Below are 24,228 nucleotides of genomic sequence, written 5' to 3'. Positions count from 1 at the left end.
TCGCGGCGGTGTGCTCTCATCGGGACATGAACGTCGACGCCCTGCTGGTGCTCTCGTTCGGCGGCCCGGAGGGCCCCGAGGACGTGCGGCCCTTCCTCGAGAACGTCGTCCGGGGCCGCGGCGTCCCGCCCGAGCGGCTCGACGCCGTGGAGCGGCACTACCAGCACTTCGGGGGCGTCAGCCCGCTGAACGCCCGCAACCGGGAGATCATCGCCGCGGTGCGGGAGCGGATCGAGCTTCCGGTGTACTTCGGCAACCGCAACTGGCACCCGATGGTCGAGGACACCGTCGCGGAGATGGCCCGCGACGGCGTGCGCCGCGCGCTCGTGTTCGCCACCAGCGCCTACGGCGGGTACTCCGCGTGCCGGCAGTACGACGACGACATCGCGCGGGCGCGCGAGGCCGTCGGTGAGCAGGCGCCGGAGCTGGTGAAGCTGCGCCACTTCTTCGACCACCCGCTGTTCGTCGCCGCCAACGCCGACGCCGTGCGGGCCGCCCGGCAGACCCTGCCCGCCGCCGTCCGGGACGCGGCGCGCCTCGTGTTCACCGCCCACTCGATCCCGACGGCGGCCGACGCCGCCGCGGGTCCGCCTGCGCAGGGCGGGCACCGCTACTCCCGGCAGGTCGCCGAGGCGGCCCGGCTGGTCGCGGCCGAGGTGGGCGCCGAGGAGCACGACGTGGTGTGGCAGTCGCGGTCGGGCCCGCCGCAGGTGCCGTGGCTGGAGCCGGACATCGTCGACCACCTCGACGTCCTGCACGGCAAGGGCGTGCCCGCCGTGGTCGTCGCCCCGGTCGGGTTCGTCTCCGACCACGTCGAGGTGATCTGGGACCTCGACACCGAGGCCCGCGAGCGCGCCGAGGAGCTCGGCATGGGCTTCGCCCGGGCCGCCACGGCCGGGCCGGACCCACGGTTCGCCGACATGGTCGCCGAGCTGGCGGCCGAGCACCTGCACGATGCCGCCCCGCGCGAGCTGGGCGACGAACCCGGCGGCGGCTGCACGGTGAACGGGGCCCCGTGCGCCGTCGACTGCTGTCTGCCGGCGCGCCGCCCCGTCCGTCCGGAGTGAGCCGGCCGGTTCCGCCGGGGCTGTGCTCCTCGCGAGTCGAGCCGGTCGAGCGCTGGCTTCGCACACCGACTCCGGTGCTCCCACACCGACTGCAGTCGGTGTGGGAGCGCTGCGATCGGTGTGCGAGCACGGTGGGCCCGGGCGCCGACCGTGGGCCTACCCGCCCGGCGCCGCGGCGTGCTCCTGCGCGGCGAGGAGGTCGACGAGCGCTCGTCACTCGTCACGCATCCGGCCCAGTGTCGTTGACGGTTCAAGCGGCTGATCACCGCGCGTGAGCTGCGTCTGTGCCTCTCGGCCGGCGCGGTCAGGAGACGGCCATGTCGAGGACGCGAGCGAGTTCGGCGGGCGCGGACAGCATTGGCCAGTGCCCGGTGGGCAGGTCGAAGCGCCGCCACGGCGGCTGGTTCAGGTAGGCCAGCATCGGCACCCCGGCGTCCAGCAGCCCCGTGAAGTCACGGCAGGCGATCAGGACACGGTCCACACCGGGACCGGGCTCGGCCGGGCCGGCGAGACGCCGGGTGAAAGTGCCGAACGGCTGAGGGGTGGCACGCGTGCGCAGAGCGTTCCGCTGGCCCTCATCGAGCCCGTCGAGGCTGCTGGACGAGCCCAGGACCTCGAAGGGCGGCATCGGTAGCCGCCACCCGTCGCCGGAAGCGTCGACCTGCTGGCGCAGCTGGTCCGCTGCCTGCGGTGGCATGAGGTCGAGCATGCACATGCCTGCGGCGAACGGGGCGCTGTCCACGTAGATCACGCGCTCCAGGCGGACGCCGAGACGTCCGGCTGTCCCGGTTACCGGGGCAGCCGCGTAGCTGTGGGCGACCAGCGTGACGTCGCGCAGACCGTTCCGCTCAATGAAGCCGGTGATGTCCCCGATGTGCGTGTCCAGGTCTGTCCGGGGGCCGGCCTGGTCGGCGTGTTCGGCCAGGCCGGTCAGGGTCAGCGGCAGCGCCGTGTGGCCGCGCTCCTGCAGGGCGCGGGCGGTGTCTTCCCAGGCCCACGCCCCGAGCCAGGCGCCGGGAACGAGTACGAAGGTGGCCATGTGATCTCCCAGAAGTAGGCGCTGCGGGGAGCGTAGATTCGATACAGGACAGAATCCGCCCTGAAATGCCTCGCGCCCTGCGCGAACCGCTCGCCGCCATGCGGGAGGCCCTGTCCTTCACCGCCATCGCCGTATCGGGCAGGCACCCGGAACCGGCGTCCTGCTGGCATCGCCCAGCTCCTGCCCCGGCTCATCGCCCGCCGCACCCGCGGCCCGCTGTTCCTCACCGGCCGCAAGACCCCGGCCGGAACGCCGACGCTGGACGTGTGCCCGGAGACCGGTCGGGGCCGGCTCTCCTACCGCCGAGCTGAAGAGATCTTCGAGGAGCACACCCGGCTGCCGGCCAACCCGCTCGCCTCGCCCGAGGACATCGAGGACTTGGACGGCTGGACCCTGCACCGGCTCCGGCACAGCGCTCTGACACACGACGCCGAGGACGGCACCTCGACCCCGATGCTGCTGGCCCGCTCCCGCCACGCCTCCGTCCGCTCCCTGGAGAGATGCGCCCGCCCCGGCGTCGACTCGGTCGCCCGGCACGTCGCCGAGCGCGACCACGCTGCACGCCGCCGCACGCAAGTCCGAGCAGATCAGGTCTTCAAGATCATCCCATTTGCGCCTTCGGCGCGCATCTCGGTCACACCCCATCCGGGAACGGCGAGGCGCCCGCGACGGTCGTGATGTGCGGCGATGACGCGGCCGCTCTGCGGGTGGTCGGCGAGCTCGTGCGTGCCGTCGGCGGCGTTCCGGCCGTCCTCGGACCGCTGGACCGGGCCCGGCAGCTGGAGGAGGTCGCCGGGTTCGCCATCGGGCTCGCGTTCAGCGGCGTCGACCCTCGTTCCGCCGTGCCATCGGCGTGATCGTGGCGACCGGCCCGCCACACGGCGCCGCCCGTGCTCGCGCGGGTAGCGGGACGACGACCGACGCCGTGATGCGGGTGCCGGGCCGTCAGTCGATCCCCGGGTAGAGGGGGTGCGGGGCCAGCAGCTCGGCCGCGTCCCCGGCGACGGTGGCCGCGACCGCCGGGTCGAGGTCGTAGCGGGCCTTCGACGTGCCCGGTTGCGTGCCGGTGAGCACGGTGGTGATGAGCCCGGCGATGCGGTCCATCTCCTCGGTCCCGAGACCTCGGGTGGTCAGCGCCGGGGTGCCGATCCGGATGCCGGAGGTGTACCAGGCGCCGTTGGGGTCCTGCGGGATCGCGTTGCGGTTGGTGACGATCCCGGCCTCCAGCAGCGCCGCCTCGGCCTGCCGTCCGGTGAGGCCGTGGCCGGAGACGTCGAGCAGGACGATGTGGTTGTCGGTGCCGCCGGTGACGAGCCGGACGCCGCGGCGCAGCAGCCCGTCCGCCAGCGCCACGGCGTTGTCGACGATCCGCTGGGCGTAGTCGCGGAAGTCGGCGGTGCGGGCCTCGGCCAGCGCCACCGCCTTGGCCGCCATCACGTGCGGCAGCGGCCCGCCCAGCACCATCGGGCACCCGCGGTCGACGTGCTCGGCGAGCTCGTCCCCGCACAGCACCATCCCGCCGCGCGGGCCGCGCAGCGACTTGTGCGTGGTGGTCGTGACGATGTGCGCGTGCGGCACCGGGTCGAAGTCGCCGGTGAGGACCTTGCCCGCGACCAGCCCGGCGAAGTGCGCCATGTCGACCAGCAGCGTCGCGCCGACCTCGTCGGCGATCTCCCGGAGCTTGGCGAAGTCGACGCGCCGGGGGTAGGCGGAGTAGCCGCCGACCAGGATCAGCGGGCGGAACTCGCGGGCGGTGGCGCGCAGGGCCGCGTAGTCGAGCAGGCCGGTCTCCGGATCGGTGCCGTAGCTGCGCTGGTCGAACATCTTGCCGGAGATGTTGGGGCGGAACCCGTGGGTGAGGTGGCCGCCGGCGTCCAGCGACATGCCGAGCATGCGCTGGTCGCCCAGCTCGCGGCGCAGCGCCGCCCAGTCGGCCTCGCCCAGGTCGTTCACGTGGCGGGCCTGCGCGCGGCGCAGCGCCGGGGCCTCGACGCGCTGGGCGAGCACCGCCCAGAAGGCGACCAGGTTGGCGTCGATCCCGGAGTGCGGCTGGACGTAGGCGTGGTCGGCGCCGAACAGCGCGCGGGCGTGCTCCGCGGCGATCGACTCGACGGTGTCGACCTGCTCGCACCCGGCGTAGAAGCGGCGCCCGACGGTGCCCTCGGCGTACTTGTCGCTGAACCAGTTGCCCATGGCCAGCAACGTGGCGGGCGAGGCGTAGTTCTCGCTCGCGATCAGCTTGAGCGACGCGCGCTGGGCGGCCAGCTCGTCGGTGATCGCCTGCGCGATGCGCGGTTCGACGGCGCGCACGGCGTCGAGCCCGGCCCGGACGGCGAGCGCTTCGGCGGTGGACTGTTCCGTGGACGACATGGGCCGACCTCCTGCTCGAGGTGGATGGCCCAGGCGCACGGCTCTGCAGGTCACACCGACCGGGCCGCTCCCCGATGGTTGATCCCATCCCAGCGCGCCAGTCACGGCCCGGGGCCACGGTAGCAGGGCACCGGCGCGGCACCGGGAACCTGCGCGCAGGGGCGGGTCGTGCCGGCGCGCCGGGTCACGCCGGTGCCGGCGGCCCGGTGACCTCGGGGAGCTCGGTCGCTGAGGGAGCGGGAGCGGCGGCGATGGCGGCGGCCACCAGGTCCGCCGCGGTGCTCGCGCGGCTGCGGCGGCCCCGGTCGTAGTGCTGGGTGGTCGCGATCGTGGCGTGCCCGACGTCGGCCTGGACGTGCTGGATGCGGGCGTCCTGCTCGAGGGCGATCGTGACGTAGGCGTGGCGCAGGGCGTGCGGGTGCACGCGGTCGGCCACGCCGTCCAGGGCCGGTCCGGCGTGGGCGGCGATGCGGCGCAGCAGCGTGTAGAGGTCCACGCGGGAGCAGCGGCCACCGTCGCGGGTGGCGATCATCGGGGACGCGCCCGCCGTGGTGCGGCCGCGCCGGGCAGGCGCGCTCGTGCCGCCCAGCCGATCGCGCTCGGCCAGGTAGGCGGCGAGGGCCTCGCGCACCAGGTCGGTGACGTACACCTCGCGGTGCAGGTCCCCCTTGCCCAGCACGCGCAGCACGTCGTCCCCGCCGGTGCGGTACAGGTCGTCGCGGTCCAGCCCGACGAGCTCGGAGATCCGCAGCCCCAGCGTCAGCAGCGCCACCACCGCGACGGCGCGCAGGGCGTAGAGCCGGGCGAGCCGGGGGCTGCGGGAGTAGCGCATGCGGGCCGCCGCCAGCAGCAGGGCCTTGAGCTGCTCGGCGGTGAGCCGCACGGTCGGCGACGCGTCGCGGGCACTGGAGGACAGGCCCAGGCGGGCCCGGTTGAGCGCCGCCGGGTTCGCCGCCACCGCGCCGGTCTCGGCCAGGTGCCCGTACAGCGCGGAGAGCGTCGACAGCATCCGCTGCCGCGTCCGCCGCTGCGCTCCGGCCGCGTCCAGCGCGTGCAGCCAGGCCTTGACGTGCCCGGCCGTCGCGTCCCGCGGGTCCAGCTCGCGGCGGGCGCACCAGCGGAACCACGCCAGGTCGTGCAGCGCGCCAGGGGGCGCGGCCGGCGGCCGGGCGCGCCCGGCCGGGGCGACGGTGTCGACCCAGGCGATCGGCAGTCCCAGTGCGTAGGCGTAGGTGCGGCGGGTGCCGGCGTTCGCGTACTGGGAGAGCCAGTCGAGCAGCTGCGCGCGCAGCTGCTCGGGGTCCGCGACGCCCGGCCACGACGAGTCGTCCCCGGGCAGGGCAGGGGAGCGGCCGCTGCCGACCGACTGCAGCACGGCCAGCGGGCCCTCCGCGGTCATGGTCCCCCCGTGTCCGTAGGAGCCCGAGGGTAGAGGGCGGGGCTACACCGGCAGGAGCCGCCGTCGGCCGAGCAGCGGGCCCACCCCGGAGCGCCACCACCGCCACCAGGCGCGCGGGCGCGCGAGGACGGCCAGTGCGACCGGCCACCAGTCGAAGGACGCGTCGCGGCGGGCGATCGTGCCCGAGGGCGTGACGCGGAGCTCGTCGACCGAGCGGACGGTGAGCGGGGCCCCGCCGACCGTGGCGCTCAGGCGGACGTCGATGAACATGACGTCGTCGCGGGCCGCCCATGCCACCACCTCGCCGCGCAGGTCGGGCGCGAGCACGAGGAGGCGGCGGGCCTCCTCGTGCCAGTGCACGGGCCCGGTGCCCGGGCGCAGCAGCGGCTGGGTGAACTCGACGTCCTCGGCCAGGATGTCGTCCCAGGCGTGCGGGTCGGGCCGGTGCCAGCCGGCGCTGAAACCGTCGAGGACGCGCCGGTGCGCGGCCGCCCAGCTCGTCGACGTGGTCATCGCGCCGCCGCCCCGGCGCCGTCGAACACACCGAGCCGGGCGGCGGCGCCCGCGGTGTCGAGGTAGGTCTCCTTGCGGTGCACGAGCTCGCCGGACAGGGTGATCACGTCGACGCCGCTGAAGTGGACGGCCGAGCCGGTGGGGCGGGCGAGGGCGGCGCCGAAGGGCATGGGCGCGGCGAGCGTGCCGGTGACGACGTACTGGTGGACGAAGAACCCGTCGCCCGGCACCAGCCGGTCGGTGTGGAAGGCGATGTCCGGCCACAGTGCGAGGAGCCCGGCGAAGCCGTCGCGGACCGCGGCGCGCCCGGTGAGCTCGGGAGCGTCCAGCAGGTGCAGGCGGAACGCCGTGTCGTCGGTGTGCAGGGCCATGACGGCGTCGAGGTCGTGGGCGTTCCACGCCTCGCCGTAGCGTGCGGCGAGCCGGGCCGGCGCGGAGGTCATCGGGTCTCCTCGGAGTGGGTGGTGAGGCTGAGCCGGGTGAGCCACGCGAACAGCGCGGTCACCCCGACCAGCACCGCGGACTCGAGCGGGCCGACGATCGCCGGTTCGGCGTCGGCGATGTCGTGGATGTGGCTCACGGCATGGAAGCCGTTCCAGAGCGCCGACAGCGTGAGCGCCGGGGTGCGCCAGTGCGGTCGCGGGCCCGCCAGCACGAGCCCGAGGCCGAACGTGGCGGCGCAGGCGGCGAAGTCACGCACGAGGTGGTCGTTCCGCGGACCGAAGTTCGCCAGGACCGTCGTGAACGACGACGGGTGTGCGGCGGCCCAGGCGGCCAGCGCGAGGTAGTGCCGCCGAGCAGGTACAGCACCTGGCGCCAGCGGTGCTCGGTCATCGCGGCGACCCGACCGCGGCGGTGGCGGTGTCGGTGTCGGTGGCGAACGCGCTGCGGATCTCCTCGACGACCCGGCCGCCGCCGAGCTCGGCGCCCTTCCTGCCGACCACCACGACCTGGCGCGATCAGAGGCGTGGGCCGCCTGTCGCGTGCGCCGCCGCCCGCAGTTCCGGCGAGTCTCCCGTCCGAGCGGGGCGAATCCCACGAACGGACAGGCGGGCGGGGGCAACGGTCCGCGCGGGCGCGACGGCCTCGTAGGGCACGGGGCCCGGACGAGCCGGCGCCGACCGGGGACTGATCGCTGATCGTTCTGGGGCGTACAGCACGGCGCTCCGGACGACCGCGGGGCGCGGCTCGGACCGATCGATCGCAGCGAGCCGCACGCGATGGCCGTTCCTTCGACGGTCGCGTGCGTGCCGGAACGATCGATCGTCGCGAGGCGCACATCCGTGCCGTCGTGGCGGCGACGGTGCGCGTCTCGCAACGATCTCGGGCCGCCTCGCGGCATCCGTGGCGCCGTTGGCGGTTCCCTCGACGCTCGAGCCGGCGTCGCCGGCCCACCGAGCCCGGTCCGTTCCCCGTGCCGGGCGCCTCCCCGTCGTCAACGCCTTCCCGACCGATCCACACCAACGAAACAGTAGTTTCGTTGGGTGCAGGATCGGTTTCCGAAACGCCGGACCGGGTCAGCGGTTGAGTAACCCCGAACCGGTAGCGTTCCGACCATGATCGACGAGGCCGCACGCTGCGGCTACAGCAAGTGCCGGGCCGAGCTGCCACCCCCGGGGCCGCAGGGCGGCAGGCGGCGGCTCTTCTGCCGGGACACCCGCTGGGACGGCGGCCGGACGTGCGCGCAGATGGCGCGCGGCGAGCGCGACGCGCTGGAGGCGCTGGGGCTGGACTCGGGGCGAACGGCGTTCCGGCTCGACGCGGACCGCCTGCGCGAGCACGTCGAGGCCGTGCGGGGCCCGGTGGCGGAGCTCGCCGGTGCCCTGGACGCGGTGGCGACGCGCCTCGACGAGGTGGAGGCGAGCGCGCTGACGGCGGTGGAGTCCGCCAACCGGACCGCGGCGCAGGCCGAAGCCGCGCGCGTCGAGGCGCAACAGGCGGCGGAGCGGGCGCAACGGGAGTCCCGGGCCGCGCAGGAGCGGGCCGCGGCGGCGGCGCAGGAACGCGGGGAGGCCGTGGAGCGGGCCGCGGCCGCCGCGCGTCAGGCGCTGGAGGCGACCGAGGCGCTGGGCGCGGCGCGACAGCAGGCCGAGGAGGCGGGAAGCGCGCGGGCCGCGGCGCAGGAGCGCGCCGAGGAGGAGGCCCGCCGCGCCGGGGCGGCCGAGCGGGCCGGACGGGAGGCGGCGCTGCGCGCCGAACGCGCCGAGGCCGAACGGGCGGCGGCCCGGGACCGCGCGCAGGAATGGCGGGGCGAGGCCGAGCAGCTGCGCGCGGAGCTGGCCGCGGTCCGGGCGGAGGTGGCGGCCGCCGCGGACGCCCGCGACGACGCCGTCCGGCGCGCGGAGGACGCCGAGCGCCGCGCGGTGGACACGGCCGGCGCCCTCGACGGGGAACACGAGGCACGCCGCCGGGCCGAGCAGGAGCTCGCCGGCGTCCGTGAGCGGGCCGAGGCCGCGGAGGCGCTGTGCCGGCGCTCGGACGCGGAGCTGGAACGGGCGCGGGCCGAGCTCGAGCGTGCCCACGCCGACGCCCGGCAGGCCCGCGCCGACCTCGCCGCGCTGCGGGAACGGGGCGCCGACGAGCTGCGCGAGCTGGTCGTCGCGGCGATCAACCGCGGGAACGGCCCGCCGAGCGGGTGATCAGCGGTAGGCGACGGCGGCCTGCGGCGGGGTCCGGGGAGCCGCTGCCGACGGGCCTGATGGTGACCCGGCGTGGTGCGGGGTGGTCAGAGCGCCGAGCCGGCCTGCGCGCGGTCGGTCGCCGGGCACCCGAACCAGGTGGTGAGCGCCGTGCGCAGCGCGGCGCGTTCCGGCTCCCCGGGCCGCGCGGAGCCGGTGGCCCAGGCGACGTAGCCGTCGGGGCGGACCAGCAGGGCGCGGGCCGGTGCGGGCGCGCCCACCGCCCGGGCGGCGACGACGTCGACCCGGTCCGCCCAGCCGGCCGGCACCCCGCTGAGCGCGGCGTCGTCGGTGAGGTCTAGCAGGAGCGGGCGGGCGCCGCGGGTCAGCTCGGCGAGCCGGACCGGGCCCGCGCCGGTGTCGAGCACCAGGTCCGGGGCCCAGCGGCCGGCCAGCTCGTGCGCCTCCGGTGTGGTGGTGGGGTAGCGGACGTCGGCGGCGGCGAGCAGGTCGGCGAGCCGTGCGACGTTGCCGGGCTCGCGCAGCAGCTCGGCCATCAGCTCGCGCAGCGCGGTCACCTCGCTGCCGGGCGCGAGGAGCGCCGACTGGGCCTGGGAGTGCATGACCACCCGCTGCGCGACCGGCCGCCGCTCGGCCTCGTAGCTGTCGAGCAGGCCGGGTGCCGCCCAGCCGTGCACCTCGGCGGCGAGCTTCCACCCCACGTTGATCGCGTCCTGCAAGCCGAGGTTGAGGCCGGGGCCACCGACCGCGGAGTGCACGTGGGCCGCGTCGCCGACGAGAAGGACGCGGCCGTCGCGGTACCGGTCGGCGAGGCGGGTGTTGCCGCCCGTCAGCCTGCGCAGCAGGTGCGGCCCCGCGCCGGTCGGCGGGTGCAGCGGCAGGTCGACCCCGAGCACGCGGCGCACGGCGGCCCGTAGCTCCTCGAGGGTCGGCGGCGCCGGGTCCGGGTCGCCCGACGCGTCCCACTCCATCGTGGTCACAGCGGTGCCGGTGGCCGGGAACGGCGCGTACACGAACACCCCGCTCTCGGTGCGGTGGTGCAGGAACGGGGGGATCACTCCGTAGCCGGGGACGTCCAGCCCACCGGTGACCGGGTCGACCAGCTCCGCGGGCACCGTGACGTGGGCGCTGCGCGAGACGGTGTGGTCGCGGCTCACGCCGGGGAACCCGATGCCGGTGAGGCCGCGGGTGGCGCTGTGGCCGCCGTCGGCGCCGACGAGGTAGCGCGTGCGCAGCTCGTACCCGCCGTCCGGGCCCGTGACCTCGGCGGTCACCGCGTCGGCGTCCTGGGTCAACCCGGTCAGCCGGTGCCCGCGACGGATCTGGGCCCCGAGCTCGACGGCGCGTTCCTCGAGCACCTCCTCGATACGGCGCTGCGGCACCGGCAGGACGTACAGCGGGTTGTCCGGGAGGACGCTCAGGTCGAGGGGCAGGCCGCCGAACATGTACCGGGGCGCCGGCTGCGGACGGCCCGGGCCACCGAGGCGTCCGTAGAGGCCGCGGCGGTCGACCATCCGCACCACCTGGCCGACGAGGCCGTTGGCGCGGCGGTCCGCGGGCCGCTCGGGCAGGGCCTCCAGCACCAGTGGCCGGACGCCGGCCAGGCTCAGCTCGCAGGCGAGCATCAGCCCCGTGGGGCCTGCTCCGGCGATGACGACGTCGTGGGACACGGGGTTCTCCTCGGATGTGACGGTTTCCGGGCAGGACGGACCGCCCCGGCGGCCGAGCCGAGGTGGTGCCGGGGGGATCGGGTCTAGCGGGGGACCGGCAGCCCCGCGGCGAGCTGACCGAGCGCGGCGCGCAGCAGCGGGGCCATCTGGACGGGTGGGTCGGCGTGCAGCCACTGGTCGGTGCACACCTGGGCGGCGGCGAGGACGGCGCCGGCGACGAGCCGCGGGTACATGTCCCGGGCGTCGGTGCCGGTGCGCTCGCCGACGGCGGCGGCGAGCTCGGTGGCCGCCGCGGCGGTGGCCTTGAGGACCTCGCCCTGCAGCGCGGGCTCGCCCATCATCAACCGGACCCCCGCGACCCACCGGGGGTCCGGCCCGTCGTCGTGCTGTCCCAGCGCGTACCGCTCGACCACGGCCTCGGTGATCGAGGGCCACAGCGGCTCGCCCGCCGGGCGCGCGCGCAGCGCGTCGGCGATCGCCCGGGCGCGCTCGAGCTGGCGGGCCGCGATCGCCTCGGCCTTGCTGGAGAAGTAGTTGTTGAAGGTGCGCGGGGAGACGTCGACGGCGGCGGCGATGTCCTCGACGCGCACCTCGTCGAACCCGCGTTCCACGGCCAGCCGGACCGCGGCCCAGCTCAGCGCCGCACGTGTCGCTTGCTTCTTGCGCTCGCGCAGCCCCATGGCCCCACCGTAGCAAAAGCTGCGCGGCGCGCAAGTTCGCGCGGAACGCAAGATTGTCAGGACACGCGCTCTCGGGTGACGGCCGGGACCGGGTGGCCTAATGTCACCTCACCGTCCGTCACCGACGCTTGTCGCCGCCCTTCCCCGGGGGTTCCCCTTGTCCGACCGCACCGCCCCTCCTGCCAGCGCGACACCCGCGCACCGGCTGCCCGTCCGCACGCTGCTCGCGGCGTCGGTCGGCAACGCCATCGAGTGGTACGACTGGACGGTCTACGCGACGTTCAGCATCTTCTTCGCGACGCAGATCTTCCCGTCCGGGGACCCCGCCCTCGCGCTGATCAACACGCTGGCGACGTACGCGCTGGCCTTCTTCTTCCGCCCGCTGGGCGGGTGGCTGCTCGGTCGGTTCGCCGACCTGCGCGGGCGGCGCACCGCGATGCTGCTGACGATCGTGCTGATGGCGGGCGGGTCGTTCATCATCGGGATCCTGCCGACGTTCGAGATGGTCGGCTGGCTGGCCCCGGTCCTGCTGCTGCTCGCGCGGATCGGGCAGGGCATGTCGCTGGGCGGGGAGGTCTCGAACGCCTCGGCCTACCTCGCCGAGATCGCGCCGCCTGCCCGGCGCGGCCGCTACTCGTCGTTCTTCTACATCTCCACCGGTTCGGCGGTGCTGGTCGCGTCGCTGCTGGGGGCGCTGCTCACCGCCGTGATGTCTCGCGAGGACCTGGCCGCCTACGGCTGGCGGATCCCGTTCATCATCGGCGGCGTGCTCGGGCTCGTCGGGCTGTGGCTGCGGCGCGCGATGCCCGAGACCGACCAGTTCGAGGAGAACAAGGTCAAGGCGCAGGCGCTGCGCCACCCGCTGCTGATGACGCTGCGCGAGCACCCGAAGGCCGTCGGCCAGCTCATCGCGTTCACGCTGCTCTCGACGCTCTGCTACTACACCTTCTTCTCCGCGCTCACCCCGTTCGCCGTGAGCGCGCGTGGCGCCGATCCCGGGCAGGTGTTCACGGCGCTCTCGATCGCGACGGCGCTGTTCGTGGCGCTGCAGTACCCGATGGGCGTGCTGTCGGACCGGTTCGGCCGCAAGCCGCAGCTGCTGGTCTGGTCGGCCGCGACGGCCGTGCTGATCGTGCCGCTGTCCGGCCTGATCGGCCCGGGGCTGTGGAACATGCTCGTGGTGTTCTGCGTGGGGCTCGGGCTCTACACGGCGATGACCTCGATCGCCCCGGCGGTCATGAGCGAGCTGTTCCCCACCGAGCTGCGCGGCCTGGGCATCGGCGCCTGGTACAACCTCACCGTCGCGACGTTCGGCGGCACGGCCCCGCTGGTGATCCAGGCACTGTCCGGCGCCGGCCTGGCGCACGTCTTCTTCTGGTACGTCGCCGGGGGTGCCGTCCTCGCGTTCCTCGTGATCCTCACCCTGCCCGAGACGCGCGGGCAGGTGCTGCGGTGACCGGCGCGCTCGACCTGCTCGGCGAGCTGATCCGGTTCCGCACCGTCGGCGGTGGCGAGGGCGCCGCGGCCCGGCACTGCGCCGCGCTGGCCGAGGAGGCCGGGTTCGGCACCGAGCTGCTCGCGTGGGCGCCGGGGCGCGAGCAGCTCGTGGCCCGGACCGGGGGCGGGGACGGCCCGCCGCTGACGTTCACCGGGCACCTCGACACCGTGCCCGCCGAGCCGGGCGACTGGTCGGTGGACCCGTACGCGGGCGAGCGCGACGGCGAGAAGGTGGTGGGCCGGGGCGCGAGCGACATGAAGTCCGGGGTGGCGGCGGCCCTCGCCGCTGCCCTCGCGCACGCGCGGGAGCCGCACGCCTGCCGCGGCGTGCAGATCGTGCTCACCGCGGGCGAGGAGACCGGCTGCACCGGGCTGGTCGGCCTCGACACCCCCGCCCGCGACGCGATCGCGCGGGGCGGCCCGCTCGTCGTCGCCGAGCCCACCGCCAACGCGCTCGTGCTCGGGCACAAGGGCGCGCACTGGATGCGGCTGCGCGCCACCGGCCGCGCCGCCCACGGCTCCGCACCGGAGCTGGGCGACAACGCGGCCGTCCGGCTGGCGCGGGCGGCGGTCGCGCTGCACGACCACGCCGGCTGGCCGCGGCACGACCGGTTCGGCCCGGTCACCGCGAACGTCGGCGTGCTGCGCGGCGGGGTGGCACCCAACGTGGTGCCCGATTCCGCGGAGCTGCTGCTCGACGTCCGCACCGTGCCGGGCGTCGACAGCGCCCGGCTGCGGGCGCAGGTGGGTCTGCTGGCCGGGGAACGCGTGGACGTGGCCGACCACGTCGTGCTCCCGCCGCTGGACACCGGCGCCGACGACCCGTTCGTCGGGATGGTCCGCGCGGCGCTGCAGGCGAGCGGCCTGCCCGACGACGTGGCACCGCCCGCGCGGTTCTTCACCGACGCCTCGGTGCTGGCCGGTCTGCTCGGCGACGACGCCGCGGCCCCGACCGTGGTGCTCGGCCCGGGTGAACCCGACCAGTGCCACGTGGTGGACGAGTACTGCCTCGCCGGCCGCGTCGAGCAGGCCGTCACGGTGTACGGGGAGCTGCTCGACCGCTGGTGCCGCCCCTAGACCAGGGGGCTGCTCGCCAGCACCCGGACGGCCTCTGCCACGGCCGCGCGGCGGGCCACCCGCACGGCGGTCTCGATCGGGCGCAGGGCCTCGCGGCGCGCCGTGGCCGCCGACGCGGAGAGGGCGCCGCCCGGCTCGTCGACGGACGCGGCGGCGAGGATCGCCTCCACCTCGTCGGCGTGCTGGAGCACGCGCAGGGCCTGCGGGGGCATCCCGTCGGGCCACAGCGACGCCGGACGCGCCCGCAGCGCGGCGGCGATCTCCTCCCGGACACCGGGCCGGTGCCGCGCGACGCCCAGTGAGGTGAGGACGGACGCCGAGCGGCGCACCTGGTCGCGCAGGTCGCGCTCGGCCTGGCTCAACGCGACGAACTCGGCGGGCGGTCCCGGATCGGCGACCGAGTGGACCGTCCAGCGCAGGACGCCGTCGGCGACCGGGGCGGGCACGATGCCCAGGCCCACGCCCAGGCTCGTCCCGGGGAACAGCACGCCCTCGCCCGCTTCCGTGGCGGCCCGGCTGAACGCGCCCGGCCCGGGCAGCCCGCGCACGTCACCGGGAGCAGGCAGGACCAGCCGGGCCGGACCGGCCGGCTCGTGACCGCCCACGGCCCGGCGCAGCGCCGCGAGCAGGAACGTCAACGACGAACCCCGCTCGCCGGGCGGGGGGAGGGCGGTGAGGCGTGCGGTGTCCACGTCGGCGGCCTGGACGTCGTGCGCGTCGGCCCAGGGCGCGAGCGCGTCCAGGACGTCGTCGGGCGCGGCGGCGCCCACCAACCAGGCCGAGGCCCACACGGTGGCGGTGGCGGAGGGGCAGGGCACCGAGCCAGGCTAACCACGTCCGGGTGCGAGGGCACTGCCGCGTGGGGGTGAAGCCGAATACGCTTCGTCGCCGCAGCTCACGACGGGTGACGCGGCGTGTCGCGCGGGACGCGCCGCCGCGCGGGTGCCGATCGTCGCCCCGGATGGCGCGTGTCGGGCACCGGATCCGGCGCCCGCTGCCGGTAGAACGGTGCCCGTGACCCGTGCGCACGACTACCGAGGGGCGTTCGGCGCCGACGGCACCCGCGCCCGCAGGCGCAAGGAGGTCCCGGAGGTGCCCGCGGAGGCGGGCCTCGTCGTGGAGGACCCGGCGAGCGGCTACTGCGGGGCGGTGGTGGCGGTCGACGCCCGGGGCGTGACGCTGGAGGACCGCCACGGCGGAAAGCGCGTGTTCCCGCTGCGCCCGGCCGCGTTCCTGGTCGAGGGCGTGCCCGCCACGCTCGTGGTCCCGAAGCGCGCGCCGGCCGCCCCGGCGCGCTCGGCGTCGGGGTCGGTGCGGGTGCAGGGGCACACGGCGCGCACGGCCCGGGCCGCCCGGATCTGGGTGGAGGGCCTGCACGACGCCGAGCTCGTCGAGCGGGTGTGGGGCCACGACCTGCGCGTGGAGGGCGTCGTCGTGGAGCCGATGCACGGCATGGACGACCTCGCCGGCGCGGTCGCGGAGTTCGGCCCCGGTCCGCAGCGCCGGCTCGGCGTGCTCGTCGACCACCTGGTGCAGGGCTCGAAGGAGACCCGCGCCGCCGCGTCCGTCGCCGGGCCGCACGTCCTCGTCACCGGTCACCCCTACGTCGACGTGTGGCAGGCCGTGAAGCCCTCGGTCGTCGGCATCCGGGCCTGGCCCGAGGTGCCGCGGGGCACCGACTGGAAGACCGGGGTGTGCCGGGCGCTGCGGTGGGGCGAGCCCGCCGACGGCGCCCGCCGCGTGCTCGGCGCCGTGCGCGACTACCGTGATCTGGAGACCCCGCTGATCGGGGCGGTCGAGCGGCTCATCGATTTCGTGACGTCCTGATCTCATCCGGTCGGCGCCGGGCGTCGATCTGGAAGGATCTCCCACCATGACGGCCGCTGTGATCTGGCTCATCCTCGGCGTCGTCCTGGTCGTGGCCGAGGTGCTCTCCGGCGAGTTCGTCCTGCTGATGCTCGGCGGCGGCGCGCTCGCGGCGGGTGGCGTGTCACTGATCGTGGGCGGGCCCGTCGTCGGCGGCATCGTGTTCGCCGTCGTGTCCGTGCTGCTGCTGCTCGCGGTGCGTCCGGCGTTGCGCAAGCGGCTGGACCGGGGCGTGGACCCCGCGGTGATGCACCACGAGGCGCTGCTGGGCAGCACGGCGGTGGTCGTGGCCCGCGTCGACGGGCACGGCGGCCGGGTCAAGATCGGCGGAGACCTGTGGTCGGCGCGGACCAGCGAGGGGCACGAGCCCATCGAGCCCGGCGCCCGGGTCACGGTGCTGACCATCTCCGGCGCCACCGCGGTGGTCGTCGCACAGGACTGACATCATCCCCGCGCCGCTGCGCTGCAGCGGTCGACGGGCACAGGGAGGGGGAAGACCGTGACTGAAGGCACGGTGCTGCTGGTCATCGTGGTGCTGTTGGTACTGCTGGTGGTCGTGTCGCTGGTGAAGGCGGTGCAGATCATCCCGCAGGCCACGGCCGCGGTGATCGAGCGGCTGGGGCGGTTCAAGGGGACCGCCGATCCGGGTCTGGTGTTCCTGGTGCCGTTCGTCGACCGGGTGCGCGAGCGCATCGACCTGCGCGAGCAGGTCGTGTCGTTCCCGCCGCAGCCGGTGATCACCCAGGACAACCTGACCGTCAACATCGACACCGTCGTCTACTTCCAGGTGACGGACCCCAAGTCGGCGATCTACGAGATCTCCGACTACATCACCGGCGTCGAGCAGATCACCACCACCACGCTGCGCAACGTCGTCGGGGGCATGACCCTGGAGGGCACGCTCACCTCCCGCGACCAGATCAACACGGTGCTGCGCGGCGAGCTCGACGAGGCCACCGGGCGCTGGGGCATCCGGGTCGGCCGCGTGGAGATCAAGGCGATCGACCCGCCGCAGTCCATCCAGGAGTCGATGGAGCGGCAGATGAAGGCCGACCGCGAGAAGCGGGCCATGATCCTCACCGCCGAGGGCCAGCGGGAGTCGGCGATCCGCAGCGCGGAGGGGCAGAAGCAGAGCCAGATCCTCACCGCAGAGGGCGCCAAGCAGGCCGCCATCCTCGACGCCGAGGCCGAGCGGCAGTCCTCCATCCTGCGCGCGCAGGGCGCGCGGGCGGCCCGCTACCTCGAGGCGCAGGGCGAGGCGAAGGCCATCGAGAAGGTCTTCGCGGCGATCAAGGCGGGCCGGCCGACGCCGGAGCTGCTGGCCTACCAGTACCTGCAGACCCTGCCCGAGATGGCGCAGGGCGAGGCGAACAAGGTCTGGATGGTCCCCAGCGACTTCGGCAAGGCCCTCGAGGGCTTCACGCGCATGCTGGGGGCCCCGGGCGAGGACGGCGTGTTCCGCTTCGAGCCCTCGCCGGTGGAGGACCACGTCACGCAGGCCCGCCCCGAGCAGGACGACGAGTCCATCAAGGACTGGTTCGACACGGCGAGCGACCCGGAGATCGCGAGGGTCGTCGCCGACGCCGAGGCGCAGGCCCGCAAGGAGGTGCCGCCGATCGGTGCGCCGGTCGAGGAGACGCCCACGCCGTCCGCGAAGCGCCCGTCGGGGGTGCCGCAGGAGCTCTCGCGGCACCTGCCGCCGCCCGCCCTGGAGGGCAACGACCCGGCCCCGTCGACACCGCAGCAGGAGCCGGCGCCGTCGGAGTCGGCCACCCCGCCGAGCGGGCTCCCGCAGGTACCCGACGAGCGCAAGAACGGCCCGCGCCCCGGCTACCCCGCACCGCCGCAGCAGTAGCGCGGGACTCCAGACATCGAGCAGCCACTCCACACGAGGCCCGCCTCGTGTGGAGTGCGCACCCCGGTGTGTGGAGTGCGCCCGCCGGGCGCGGGTCAGGCGGCCTCGCCGCGCGAGGCGACCTTGGAGATCGTGTAGAGCGCGCGCCTGCGGGCGCGTCCGGCCGGGGCGAGCATGCGCCCGAGCGCGAGGTCGAGCCCGCGCACCTGGAAGTAGGGCGAGTCGCCCAGCTCCTCGATCAGCATGCGCTGCTGCTCGTAGATCTTCTCCTCGTTGTGGGAGGAGACCGAGTCGCGGGCGATCCGGAAGGCCGCGAGGGTCTCCGGGAGGCCCAGGAAGTCGCCGAGCTGCAGCAGCCGCAGCCACAGGTCGAGATCCATGATGTAGGGCCGGTCGGTCTTCCAGCCGCCGACGGTGAAGAAGTCGTCGCGGCGGAACAGCACGTTGTTGGACTCGCCGATCGGGTTGGACCCGTTGCGGACCACCCGTCGCGCCACCTCCACCCCGGTGCGCACACCGACGAGCCCGGAGAGCCCGCGCCGCGGCACGATGATCCGGCTCTGCTCGTCGATCATGTGCCGGCGGGCGGCGACGACGGCGAGCCCCGGGTCCGCGTCCATCGGCGCGACCTGCAGCTCGAGGCAGCGCGGGTGCAGCAGGTCGTCGGCGCAGACCACCTTCACCAGCGGGCCGCGGGCCAGTTCCACGACGCGGTTCCAGTTCTCCGCCTGGGGCAGCGTCTCGCGGTTGCGCTCGATGCGGATGCGCGGATCGCCGAAGGAGCGGGCGATGTTGCCGCTCTGGTCGGTGCTCGCGTTGTCGAGCACGACCAGCTCGAAGTCGCGGTAGGTCTGGTCGAGGACGCTGCGGATCGTCTCGGCCAGGAACTGCTCGCCGTCGTAGACCGGGAGGCAGACGGAGACGCTGGGAATCGGCAGCACGCAAGGACGGTACCGCTGGCGCCGCAGGTCGCCGACCGCCACCCGGACGGGGGACCGGCGGGCGCGGTGACCAGCCCGCATCCGTAGAGTGCGGACGATGGTGCAGGCCACCCCGCCGAAGCATCAACGGGCGCGCCCGGAAGAACTGGGCGCACCGTCCCGAGCGCGTACCGTAACGCGAGGGGGACCCGTGGAGATAAGCCTGGTGACGACGAAGGTCTCCAGCGGCGGCTACGGGCAGCAAGAGCCAGATGGCGCGAGCGACCGCTGAAGCGGTGGGGGGAGAACGGCGATGCAGCGGAACGGCAATCCGCGGGTGTCCGTGGTGGTGCCGACCCGGAACGAAGCGCGGAACCTGGAGGTGGTGCTGCCCGCGATCGCGGCGGTGCGACCGGCGGTGCACGAGGTGATCGTCGTCGACGGCAACTCCGTCGACGGGACGATCGACACCGCCCAACGGGTCCTGCCATGGGTCAAGGTCATCATGCAGACCCGCAAGGGCAAGGGCAACGCGATGGCGTGCGGCTTCGCGGCCGCGACAGGGGACGTCATCGTGATGTTCGACGCCGACGGCTCGGCGGACCCCGCCGAGATCCCGGCGTTCGTGCGGGCACTGATCGACGGTGCCGACTTCGCGAAGGGGAGCAGGTTCGTCCGCGGTGGGGGCAGCGACGACATCACGCTCCTGCGCAAGTCGGGCAACGCCGGTCTCAACGGGGTGGCCAACGCGCTGTTCGGCACCTCGTACACCGACCTGTGCTACGGCTACAACGCGTTCTGGGCCGACATCCTCCCGGTGCTCGACCTGCCGCCGATCGAGACCCCGCAGCCGGCCGACGGCGCCATGCTCTGGGGCGACGGCTTCGAGATCGAGACCGTGCTGAACTGCCGCGTGGCGGCAGCCGGTCTCAAGATCACCGAAGTGCCGTCCATGGAGCGGGAGCGGATCTTCGGGCAGACCAACCTGCGCACCTTCGCCGACGGCACCCGGGTGCTGCGCACCCTGGCCGCCGAGCGGCGGCGGGCCTCGCGGGGCCGCGCCGAGCGCGCGCAGGTCGAGGAGCAGTCGCGGGCGCTCACGCCGGTCGGGGGCATCCCGGTCGTGCCGCCCGCCCCGCAGCAGGCCGCGCAGGCCCCGCAGGCGGAGGCGCCCGCGAGCCGTCCCGTCCCGCAGCCGCGGTCGGGCGGTCCCGACGCGCCGCAGCAGCCGCGCCACGAGGGCCCGGCCCGTGAGCAGCGCGACGGGGTGAGCCTGCGGCTGGCGCTCGAGGAAGAGGCGTCCTGAGGCCGGCCTGAGGGCCGCCCCCGGACACGCCACTAGACTCCGACGTCAGCCGGCACGCCGGCGGGTCCGGTGGAAGACGTGCAGGTGATCGCACCGCGAGGAGGGTGCGGTCCGGTTGATGAACGGAGCCAGACGGTGAGCATACCCTCGAACGCGGTGCTGACGCGCGCGCGGGTGGCGCGCCGCTACGTGGCGCTGGTGCTGGTCGTGGCGGGCGTCGCCGCGTGCGTGTTCAGCGTCCTGGGCACCACCGGCGGCGTACTGGGCGACCTCCGGTTCGTCGCCACCGTGGGGTTCCTGATCCTCGGTCCCGGCTGGGCCGCCGCGGGGTTCCTGCGGCGCGCCCCGGCCGCGCACGTGTGGCTGCTCACCGTCGGCGTCGGTGTGGCCGTCACGCTGCTCGTCGGCCAGATCATGGTGAGCTCCGAGATCTGGCGCCCCGACCTCGCTCTCTACGCGATCACGGTGCTGAGCATCCCGTTCCTCCTCCGGCACGCGGTGGTGGCGCAGTGAGCCGCCGCCCGGACCTGCAGCCGGTCGGGGTGCCGTGAGCCGACGGCCATCCACGCCGCCGCCGTCGAGCACCGGGCCGGCGATCCCGCGTCCCGCGGCGTCGACGTCCGGGCGATCCGGGCGCGGCGTCCTGCACCAGGCGACCGTGCGCCCCGACCACCGGGGCCGCACCCATCCCGATCCCCGGGACGACCCGCCCACCGAGACCCTCGACCCGGCGAACGCGCGGACCGAGCGGCTGCGTGAGGTGGCCGACGACACCGACCGCTTCCCGGTCGTCACCGCCGAGCCACCGGACGCGGCCCCCGAGGCCGCGGAGGCGCCGCCCGCACCCGCCGGCCGCCGCTCCGACGGGCTCGCGCTCGCGCTGTGCTCGCTGCTCGGCTCGCTCGCGGGGTTCCTGAGCTGGCTCGTCGCCGCGCGGATCATGACGACCACCGAGGTGGGCAACGCCCAGCTGGTGGTGTCCGCGTTCATCCTGATCGGCGGCGCCGCGCAGCTCAACATCGGCATCGGCCTGATGCGCTGGCTGCCGGGCGCGGGCCGCCACACCGGCCGGCTCGCCTGGCGGGCCCTGCTGCTGGTCATGCCGCTGTCGGCCGTCGTGGGCCTGGTGTACGCGCTCATCACGCCGCGGCTCGCCTCGATCTCGGCGGGCGCGGACGGCGCCCCCGGCGTCGGGATGCTGGTCTTCGTGCTCGCCTGCGCGGGGTGGGGGGCGTTCGCCCTGCACGACTTCCTGCTCGTCGCGGTGGGCAAGCCCTGGTGGGCGGTCTGGCGCAACGGGCTGTTCGCGGTCGTGCGGATCGGGCTGCTCGTCGCGCTCGGCGTCGCCGGCCTCGGCGCGTACGGCGTCGTGCTGTCGTGGGTCGGTCCGCTCGTCGTGGGCACCGTGCTCGGGTCGGCGCTCATCGCCGTGCTCACGCGGCGGATCAGCGCGCGGGCCGACGGGGGCGTGGTGCCCACCCGGGCCGAGGTCGTCGCCTTCCTCGGACCCACGGCGGTGTCGCAGGTCGGTGCGGCGCTGCTGTACAACCAGGTCCCGGTCATGGTCAACGTCCGGTTCGGCCCGGAGACCGGCGCGGTGTTCTTCATCGCGTGGCAGGCGGTCATGGTCATCGACCTCGCCGCGGCGTTCTTCATGAACTCGCTCGCCGTGGCCGTGGCGCGCGAACCGCACCGCAGGGCCGAGCTGGCCGCCGCGGCCCGCCGCAGGCTCCTGCTGCTGTTCCTGCCCGCGCTCGCGCTCGGCGCGGCGCTCGCCACGCCGCTGCTCTCGATCTTCGGTGGCGCGTACGCCGAGGCCGACGACGTGCTGCGCCTGCTCCTGCTGGGCCTGGCCTTCCGGCTCGTCGTCGCGCACGAGCTGGGGGTGCGCCAGGCCGTCGGGTGGGCACTGGGCTTCGCCCGGCTGCAGCTGCTCAGTACGGTGCTCGTGCTGGTGGTGGCGATCGTGGTGCCCGTCGCCGGCGGTGGTGTGGCGGCGCTGCTGCCCGTGGCGATCGGGTACGTCGCCGTCCAGGTGGTCTGCGCGGCCGCCGTCCTTGCCTTCCCGGCGAGCCGCCGGGCCGACGTGGAGGTGCCTTCGCCGTGACATCGACAGACCGCGGCGGTGGACGTCCCGCGGAGCCCACCCGGGCCCGGCCCGCCGGTGCGGACGGGGTGCTCGGGCCCCAGGCAGCGCCGCGGGACGCGCGCGGCCAGCCGGTGCGCCCACGGCCCTCCCAGCACGCTCGCCCCGACGCCCGGCCGGAGCAGGCCCGTCCGGAGACCGGGCGCGCGCAGCACGCGCGGCCCGACCCCGCGCGTCCGGGTCCCGGACGCCCCGAGTCGTCCCGGCCCCAGCCTCCCGGTGCCCAGCCTCCCGGTGGCCAGCCTCCCCGCGCCCAGTCGCCCCGCCCGCCTGCCGGTGGGCCGCCCCGCGCCGTCGCCGAGGCCACCACCGCCCTGGCCACCGTCGGTGGCGACGCGGGAGGCCGCACCACCGCGCTCCCGGTGCAGCGCCCCCGGCCCGGTCCGCCCCCGGCCCCGCCCGCCCCGCAGGACGTCGGGATCTACCGCTGGCTCTCCCCGGTGCTCGCGCTCCTCGCGGTCGCGCTGCTGCCGCTGGCCGCGGCCACCACCGACCTGGGATCGCTCGACGGCTGGGGCCTGGCCAAGGTCCTCGGCCCGGCGGCGTGGGCGTCCATGGCGTGCGCGGTGGCCGCCTGCGTGGCCGAGCTGTGGTCGCCCCGCCCGCGGATCCCCATGCTGGGCACCGCCACCGGCGTGCTCATCCTGTGCTCGTACGGCTTGCCGTCGGTGGTCGAGCCGGCGGCCCGGTTCTCCACGGCGTGGCTGATCTCGGGCTTCGTGGACGCCGTCGCGGGTGACGGCCAGGTCGTCGAGGGCTACGACGCCCGCTTCTACTGGCCCGCGTTCTTCGCGCAGTGGGCGTTCTTCCGGGACGCGGCCGGCGCCACCCAGCTGGACGAGGTGCTGCGCTGGTTCCCGCCGCTCATCGTCGCGGTGTGGGCCATCGGGATCTACGCGCTCGCCCGCTCGATGCTCGGGGGTCACCGGGCGCCCTGGGCGGCGGCATGGCTGTTCCTCGGGCTGAACTGGATCGAGCAGGACTACTTCTCGCCGCAGGCCACGGGCGTCGTGCTGATGCTGACGGTGCTGACGTTCGCCCTCGGCCCGCTGGCCACGCGCCGCACCGACGCGGCGGGCGTCCCCGGCTGGCCCAAGCCGCACGCCGACGCGAAGCGGCTGATCCTGCCGCGCCGGTGGCTCGTGTCGGCCATGACCCCGCCGAACCGGCCCACGCTGCCGCCGCGGCAGCTGCTGCTCATCTACTTCTGCTCCGCGCTGTGCCTGATCGCGCTCGCCCCCTCGCACCAGCTCACCCCGTTCGCGATCATCGGTCAGCTGGCCGTGCTCGCGGTCGTCGGGCGCTTCCGCGGGCGCGGTCTCGTCCTCATCGGGATCATCGCGGTCGTCGTGTACATCCTCATCGCGGGCCGGGACTTCTGGGTCAATCAGCTGAGCATGATCACCGGTGGCGACGCGGAGGCGGGCGCGCTCGAGTCGGGTGTCGCCGACCGCCTGGCCGGCGACACCGGTCAGGTCGCCGTGAAGCTGCTGCGCATCATCGTGCCCGGCCTCACGTGGCTGCTCGCGCTGGTCGGCGCCTGGGTGTACTGGCGACGCCGGCGCGACCTCGCACCGATCGCCCTGGCGGCGGTGCCGATGGGCTTCGCGGCGCAGGGATACGGCGGCGAGGTGTTCCTGCGGATCGTGCTGTTCGGCCTGCCGATCCTCGCGATCCTCGGGGCCGACGCGCTGCGCGCCGTCGTGCGCTGGAAGCGCGGCATGGAGTACGTGCTGGCCGCCGGCATGGTCCTGCTGTTCGGCTCGCTCGTCCTGATCCGGGGCGGCAACGAGTCGTACATGATCGTCTACCCCGACGAGGTGGCGATGGCGCGCGAGGTCTACGCCACCACACCCCCGGGGCTGGAGGTCGTGCCCCTGGTCAGCGGCGTCGGCCCCTACGCCGTCGACGGCATCGACACCCACAGCCGGGGCAACAACGTCGAGGACTGCAGTGACCTCATCGACGACCCGCTGCGCTGCGTCGACCTGCAGGACCCGGACGTCATCGTGTCGTTCGACTCCACCGAGGCCTACGGCCGCGACCTGAAGGAGATGCCGCCGGGCTGGTCGCTGCAGGTCGTGCAGCAGATCGTCGCCACCGAGGAGTACGTGATCACCTACCAGAACGGGTTCGACGTGGTGCTGCGCAAGGTGGAGCCGTCGAACCTGCCGGGAGGTTGAG

Annotated in this window: 23 protein-coding genes and 1 riboswitch; of the genes, 13 read left to right on the top strand and 10 right to left on the bottom strand. The window is 75.0% G+C overall.

Annotated features, from left to right (window positions below; all coding sequences use genetic code 11):
- The first annotated feature begins 26 nt into the window (after positions 1-26).
- Entirely contained in the window at positions 27-1,067 is a 1,041-nt protein-coding gene (locus tag FB558_RS34495; RefSeq protein ID WP_142060975.1) for a ferrochelatase, read from the top strand.
- Between the two features lie 304 nt (positions 1,068-1,371).
- Here the strand turns inward: FB558_RS34495 and FB558_RS34490 are convergent, their stop codons facing one another.
- The gene (locus FB558_RS34490; protein WP_142060973.1) at positions 1,372-2,106 is read right to left on the bottom strand and encodes an alpha/beta fold hydrolase; all 735 of its coding nucleotides are present in this window, start codon (positions 2,104-2,106) and stop codon (positions 1,372-1,374) included.
- Positions 2,107-2,370: 264 nt separating this feature from the next.
- Here FB558_RS34490 and FB558_RS44145 point away from each other — a divergent pair, with 264 nt between their 5' ends.
- Positions 2,371-2,784, top strand: a complete 414-nt coding sequence (locus tag FB558_RS44145; RefSeq protein ID WP_211367046.1) for a hypothetical protein — start codon at positions 2,371-2,373, stop codon at positions 2,782-2,784.
- Complete coding sequence (locus tag FB558_RS34480) at positions 2,784-2,963, top strand: NAD(P)-binding domain-containing protein (RefSeq protein WP_211367045.1); 180 nt, start codon at positions 2,784-2,786, stop codon at positions 2,961-2,963. Before FB558_RS44145 ends, FB558_RS34480 begins: the two co-directional genes overlap by 1 nt.
- 88 nt (positions 2,964-3,051) lie before the next feature.
- Here FB558_RS34480 and FB558_RS34475 read toward each other — a convergent pair whose 3' ends face one another.
- From FB558_RS34475 to FB558_RS34455, 5 genes are all read right to left on the bottom strand, one after another.
- Positions 3,052-4,476, bottom strand: a complete 1,425-nt coding sequence (locus FB558_RS34475) for a glycine hydroxymethyltransferase (RefSeq protein ID WP_142060972.1) — start codon at positions 4,474-4,476, stop codon at positions 3,052-3,054.
- A gap of 20 nt (positions 4,477-4,496) precedes the next feature.
- A riboswitch (ZMP/ZTP riboswitch) is annotated at positions 4,497-4,591 on the bottom strand.
- Between the two features lie 69 nt (positions 4,592-4,660).
- Positions 4,661-5,875: a tyrosine-type recombinase/integrase gene (locus FB558_RS34470; protein ID WP_142060969.1), complete on the bottom strand. Its 1,215-nt coding sequence runs from the start codon at positions 5,873-5,875 to the stop codon at positions 4,661-4,663.
- 42 nt (positions 5,876-5,917) lie between these two features.
- The gene (locus FB558_RS34465; RefSeq protein WP_142060967.1) at positions 5,918-6,388 is read right to left on the bottom strand and encodes a nuclear transport factor 2 family protein; all 471 of its coding nucleotides are present in this window, start codon (positions 6,386-6,388) and stop codon (positions 5,918-5,920) included.
- The gene (locus tag FB558_RS34460) at positions 6,385-6,831 is read right to left on the bottom strand and encodes a nuclear transport factor 2 family protein (RefSeq protein ID WP_142060965.1); all 447 of its coding nucleotides are present in this window, start codon (positions 6,829-6,831) and stop codon (positions 6,385-6,387) included. The genes FB558_RS34465 and FB558_RS34460 overlap by 4 nt, the downstream gene beginning before the upstream one ends.
- Positions 6,828-7,088, bottom strand: a complete 261-nt coding sequence (locus FB558_RS34455; protein WP_142060963.1) for a hypothetical protein — start codon at positions 7,086-7,088, stop codon at positions 6,828-6,830. Before FB558_RS34455 ends, FB558_RS34460 begins: the two co-directional genes overlap by 4 nt.
- Before the next feature lie 856 nt (positions 7,089-7,944).
- Here FB558_RS34455 and FB558_RS34450 point away from each other — a divergent pair.
- A complete protein-coding gene (locus tag FB558_RS34450) occupies positions 7,945-9,027 on the top strand; it encodes a coiled-coil domain-containing protein (protein ID WP_142060961.1) in 1,083 nt (360 codons plus the stop codon).
- An 86-nt stretch (positions 9,028-9,113) separates the two neighbouring features.
- Here FB558_RS34450 and FB558_RS34445 read toward each other — a convergent pair whose 3' ends face one another.
- Positions 9,114-10,697 carry an FAD-dependent monooxygenase gene (locus tag FB558_RS34445; protein ID WP_142060959.1) on the bottom strand — a complete coding sequence of 528 codons (1,584 nt, stop codon included), beginning with the start codon at positions 10,695-10,697 and terminating at the stop codon, positions 9,114-9,116.
- 83 nt (positions 10,698-10,780) lie between these two features.
- Positions 10,781-11,377 (bottom strand): acyl-CoA-like ligand-binding transcription factor, encoded by a 597-nt coding sequence (locus tag FB558_RS34440; RefSeq protein WP_142060957.1) that lies wholly within the window; start codon positions 11,375-11,377, stop codon positions 10,781-10,783.
- A gap of 157 nt (positions 11,378-11,534) precedes the next feature.
- On the opposite strand from FB558_RS34440, the gene FB558_RS34435 reads away from it, so the two are divergent.
- Positions 11,535-12,833: an MFS transporter gene (locus FB558_RS34435; RefSeq protein WP_246106972.1), complete on the top strand. Its 1,299-nt coding sequence runs from the start codon at positions 11,535-11,537 to the stop codon at positions 12,831-12,833.
- On the top strand, positions 12,830-13,951 hold the full coding sequence (locus FB558_RS34430) for a M20 family metallopeptidase (protein ID WP_142060953.1): 1,122 nt from the start codon (positions 12,830-12,832) through the stop codon (positions 13,949-13,951). The genes FB558_RS34435 and FB558_RS34430 overlap by 4 nt, the downstream gene beginning before the upstream one ends.
- Here FB558_RS34430 and FB558_RS34425 read toward each other — a convergent pair.
- Positions 13,948-14,769, bottom strand: a complete 822-nt coding sequence (locus tag FB558_RS34425; protein ID WP_142060951.1) for a serine/threonine-protein kinase — start codon at positions 14,767-14,769, stop codon at positions 13,948-13,950. The genes FB558_RS34430 and FB558_RS34425 overlap by 4 nt on opposite strands.
- Positions 14,770-14,965: 196 nt before the next feature.
- Here FB558_RS34425 and FB558_RS34420 point away from each other — a divergent pair, with 196 nt between their 5' ends.
- The 3 genes from FB558_RS34420 (at position 14,966) to FB558_RS34410 (ending at position 17,672) form a co-directional block, all read left to right on the top strand.
- On the top strand, positions 14,966-15,778 hold the full coding sequence (locus FB558_RS34420) for a DUF3097 domain-containing protein (RefSeq protein ID WP_142060949.1): 813 nt from the start codon (positions 14,966-14,968) through the stop codon (positions 15,776-15,778).
- Between the two features lie 46 nt (positions 15,779-15,824).
- Entirely contained in the window at positions 15,825-16,259 is a 435-nt protein-coding gene (locus tag FB558_RS34415; protein ID WP_142060947.1) for an NfeD family protein, read from the top strand.
- A 72-nt stretch (positions 16,260-16,331) separates the two neighbouring features.
- Positions 16,332-17,672 carry an SPFH domain-containing protein gene (locus FB558_RS34410; protein ID WP_142061897.1) on the top strand — a complete coding sequence of 447 codons (1,341 nt, stop codon included), beginning with the start codon at positions 16,332-16,334 and terminating at the stop codon, positions 17,670-17,672.
- A 95-nt stretch (positions 17,673-17,767) separates the two neighbouring features.
- On the opposite strand, the gene FB558_RS34405 is transcribed toward FB558_RS34410, so the two are convergent.
- Positions 17,768-18,613, bottom strand: coding sequence for a glycosyltransferase family 2 protein (locus tag FB558_RS34405; RefSeq protein WP_170231688.1), 846 nt, complete (start codon positions 18,611-18,613; stop codon positions 17,768-17,770).
- A 292-nt stretch (positions 18,614-18,905) separates the two neighbouring features.
- Here FB558_RS34405 and FB558_RS34400 point away from each other — a divergent pair, with 292 nt between their 5' ends.
- From FB558_RS34400 to FB558_RS34385, 4 genes are all read left to right on the top strand, one after another.
- Positions 18,906-19,898, top strand: coding sequence for a glycosyltransferase family 2 protein (locus FB558_RS34400; RefSeq protein WP_142060943.1), 993 nt, complete (start codon positions 18,906-18,908; stop codon positions 19,896-19,898).
- A gap of 156 nt (positions 19,899-20,054) precedes the next feature.
- Positions 20,055-20,411 (top strand): hypothetical protein, encoded by a 357-nt coding sequence (locus FB558_RS34395; protein WP_142060941.1) that lies wholly within the window; start codon positions 20,055-20,057, stop codon positions 20,409-20,411.
- 34 nt (positions 20,412-20,445) lie between these two features.
- Positions 20,446-22,005: a lipopolysaccharide biosynthesis protein gene (locus FB558_RS34390; protein WP_142060939.1), complete on the top strand. Its 1,560-nt coding sequence runs from the start codon at positions 20,446-20,448 to the stop codon at positions 22,003-22,005.
- A complete protein-coding gene (locus tag FB558_RS34385; RefSeq protein WP_142060937.1) occupies positions 22,002-24,227 on the top strand; it encodes a hypothetical protein in 2,226 nt (741 codons plus the stop codon). The genes FB558_RS34390 and FB558_RS34385 overlap by 4 nt, the downstream gene beginning before the upstream one ends.
- Position 24,228 lies beyond the last annotated feature (1 nt).

This window comes from Pseudonocardia kunmingensis, from assembly GCF_006716445.1.
GTDB lineage: Bacteria > Actinomycetota > Actinomycetes > Mycobacteriales > Pseudonocardiaceae > Pseudonocardia > Pseudonocardia kunmingensis.
The sequence above is the reverse complement of the archived record's forward strand: the minus strand, read 5'-3'. Positions and strand labels throughout refer to the sequence as shown.

Bases quoted from the DNA above. Each gene is read 5' to 3' on its own strand.
- FB558_RS34495 (WP_142060975.1), top strand. From the start codon at position 27: ATGAACGTCGACGCCCTGCTGGTGCTCTCGTTCGGCGGCCCGGAGGGC.
- FB558_RS34490 (WP_142060973.1), bottom strand. From the start codon at position 2,106: ATGGCCACCTTCGTACTCGTTCCCGGCGCCTGGCTCGGGGCGTGGGCC.
- FB558_RS34480 (WP_211367045.1), top strand. From the start codon at position 2,784: ATGTGCGGCGATGACGCGGCCGCTCTGCGGGTGGTCGGCGAGCTCGTG.
- FB558_RS34475 (WP_142060972.1), bottom strand. From the start codon at position 4,476: ATGTCGTCCACGGAACAGTCCACCGCCGAAGCGCTCGCCGTCCGGGCC.
- FB558_RS34470 (WP_142060969.1), bottom strand. From the start codon at position 5,875: ATGACCGCGGAGGGCCCGCTGGCCGTGCTGCAGTCGGTCGGCAGCGGC.
- FB558_RS34465 (WP_142060967.1), bottom strand. From the start codon at position 6,388: ATGACCACGTCGACGAGCTGGGCGGCCGCGCACCGGCGCGTCCTCGAC.
- FB558_RS34460 (WP_142060965.1), bottom strand. From the start codon at position 6,831: ATGACCTCCGCGCCGGCCCGGCTCGCCGCACGCTACGGCGAGGCGTGG.
- FB558_RS34450 (WP_142060961.1), top strand. From the start codon at position 7,945: ATGATCGACGAGGCCGCACGCTGCGGCTACAGCAAGTGCCGGGCCGAG.
- FB558_RS34440 (WP_142060957.1), bottom strand. From the start codon at position 11,377: ATGGGGCTGCGCGAGCGCAAGAAGCAAGCGACACGTGCGGCGCTGAGC.
- FB558_RS34415 (WP_142060947.1), top strand. From the start codon at position 15,825: ATGACGGCCGCTGTGATCTGGCTCATCCTCGGCGTCGTCCTGGTCGTG.
- FB558_RS34400 (WP_142060943.1), top strand. From the start codon at position 18,906: ATGCAGCGGAACGGCAATCCGCGGGTGTCCGTGGTGGTGCCGACCCGG.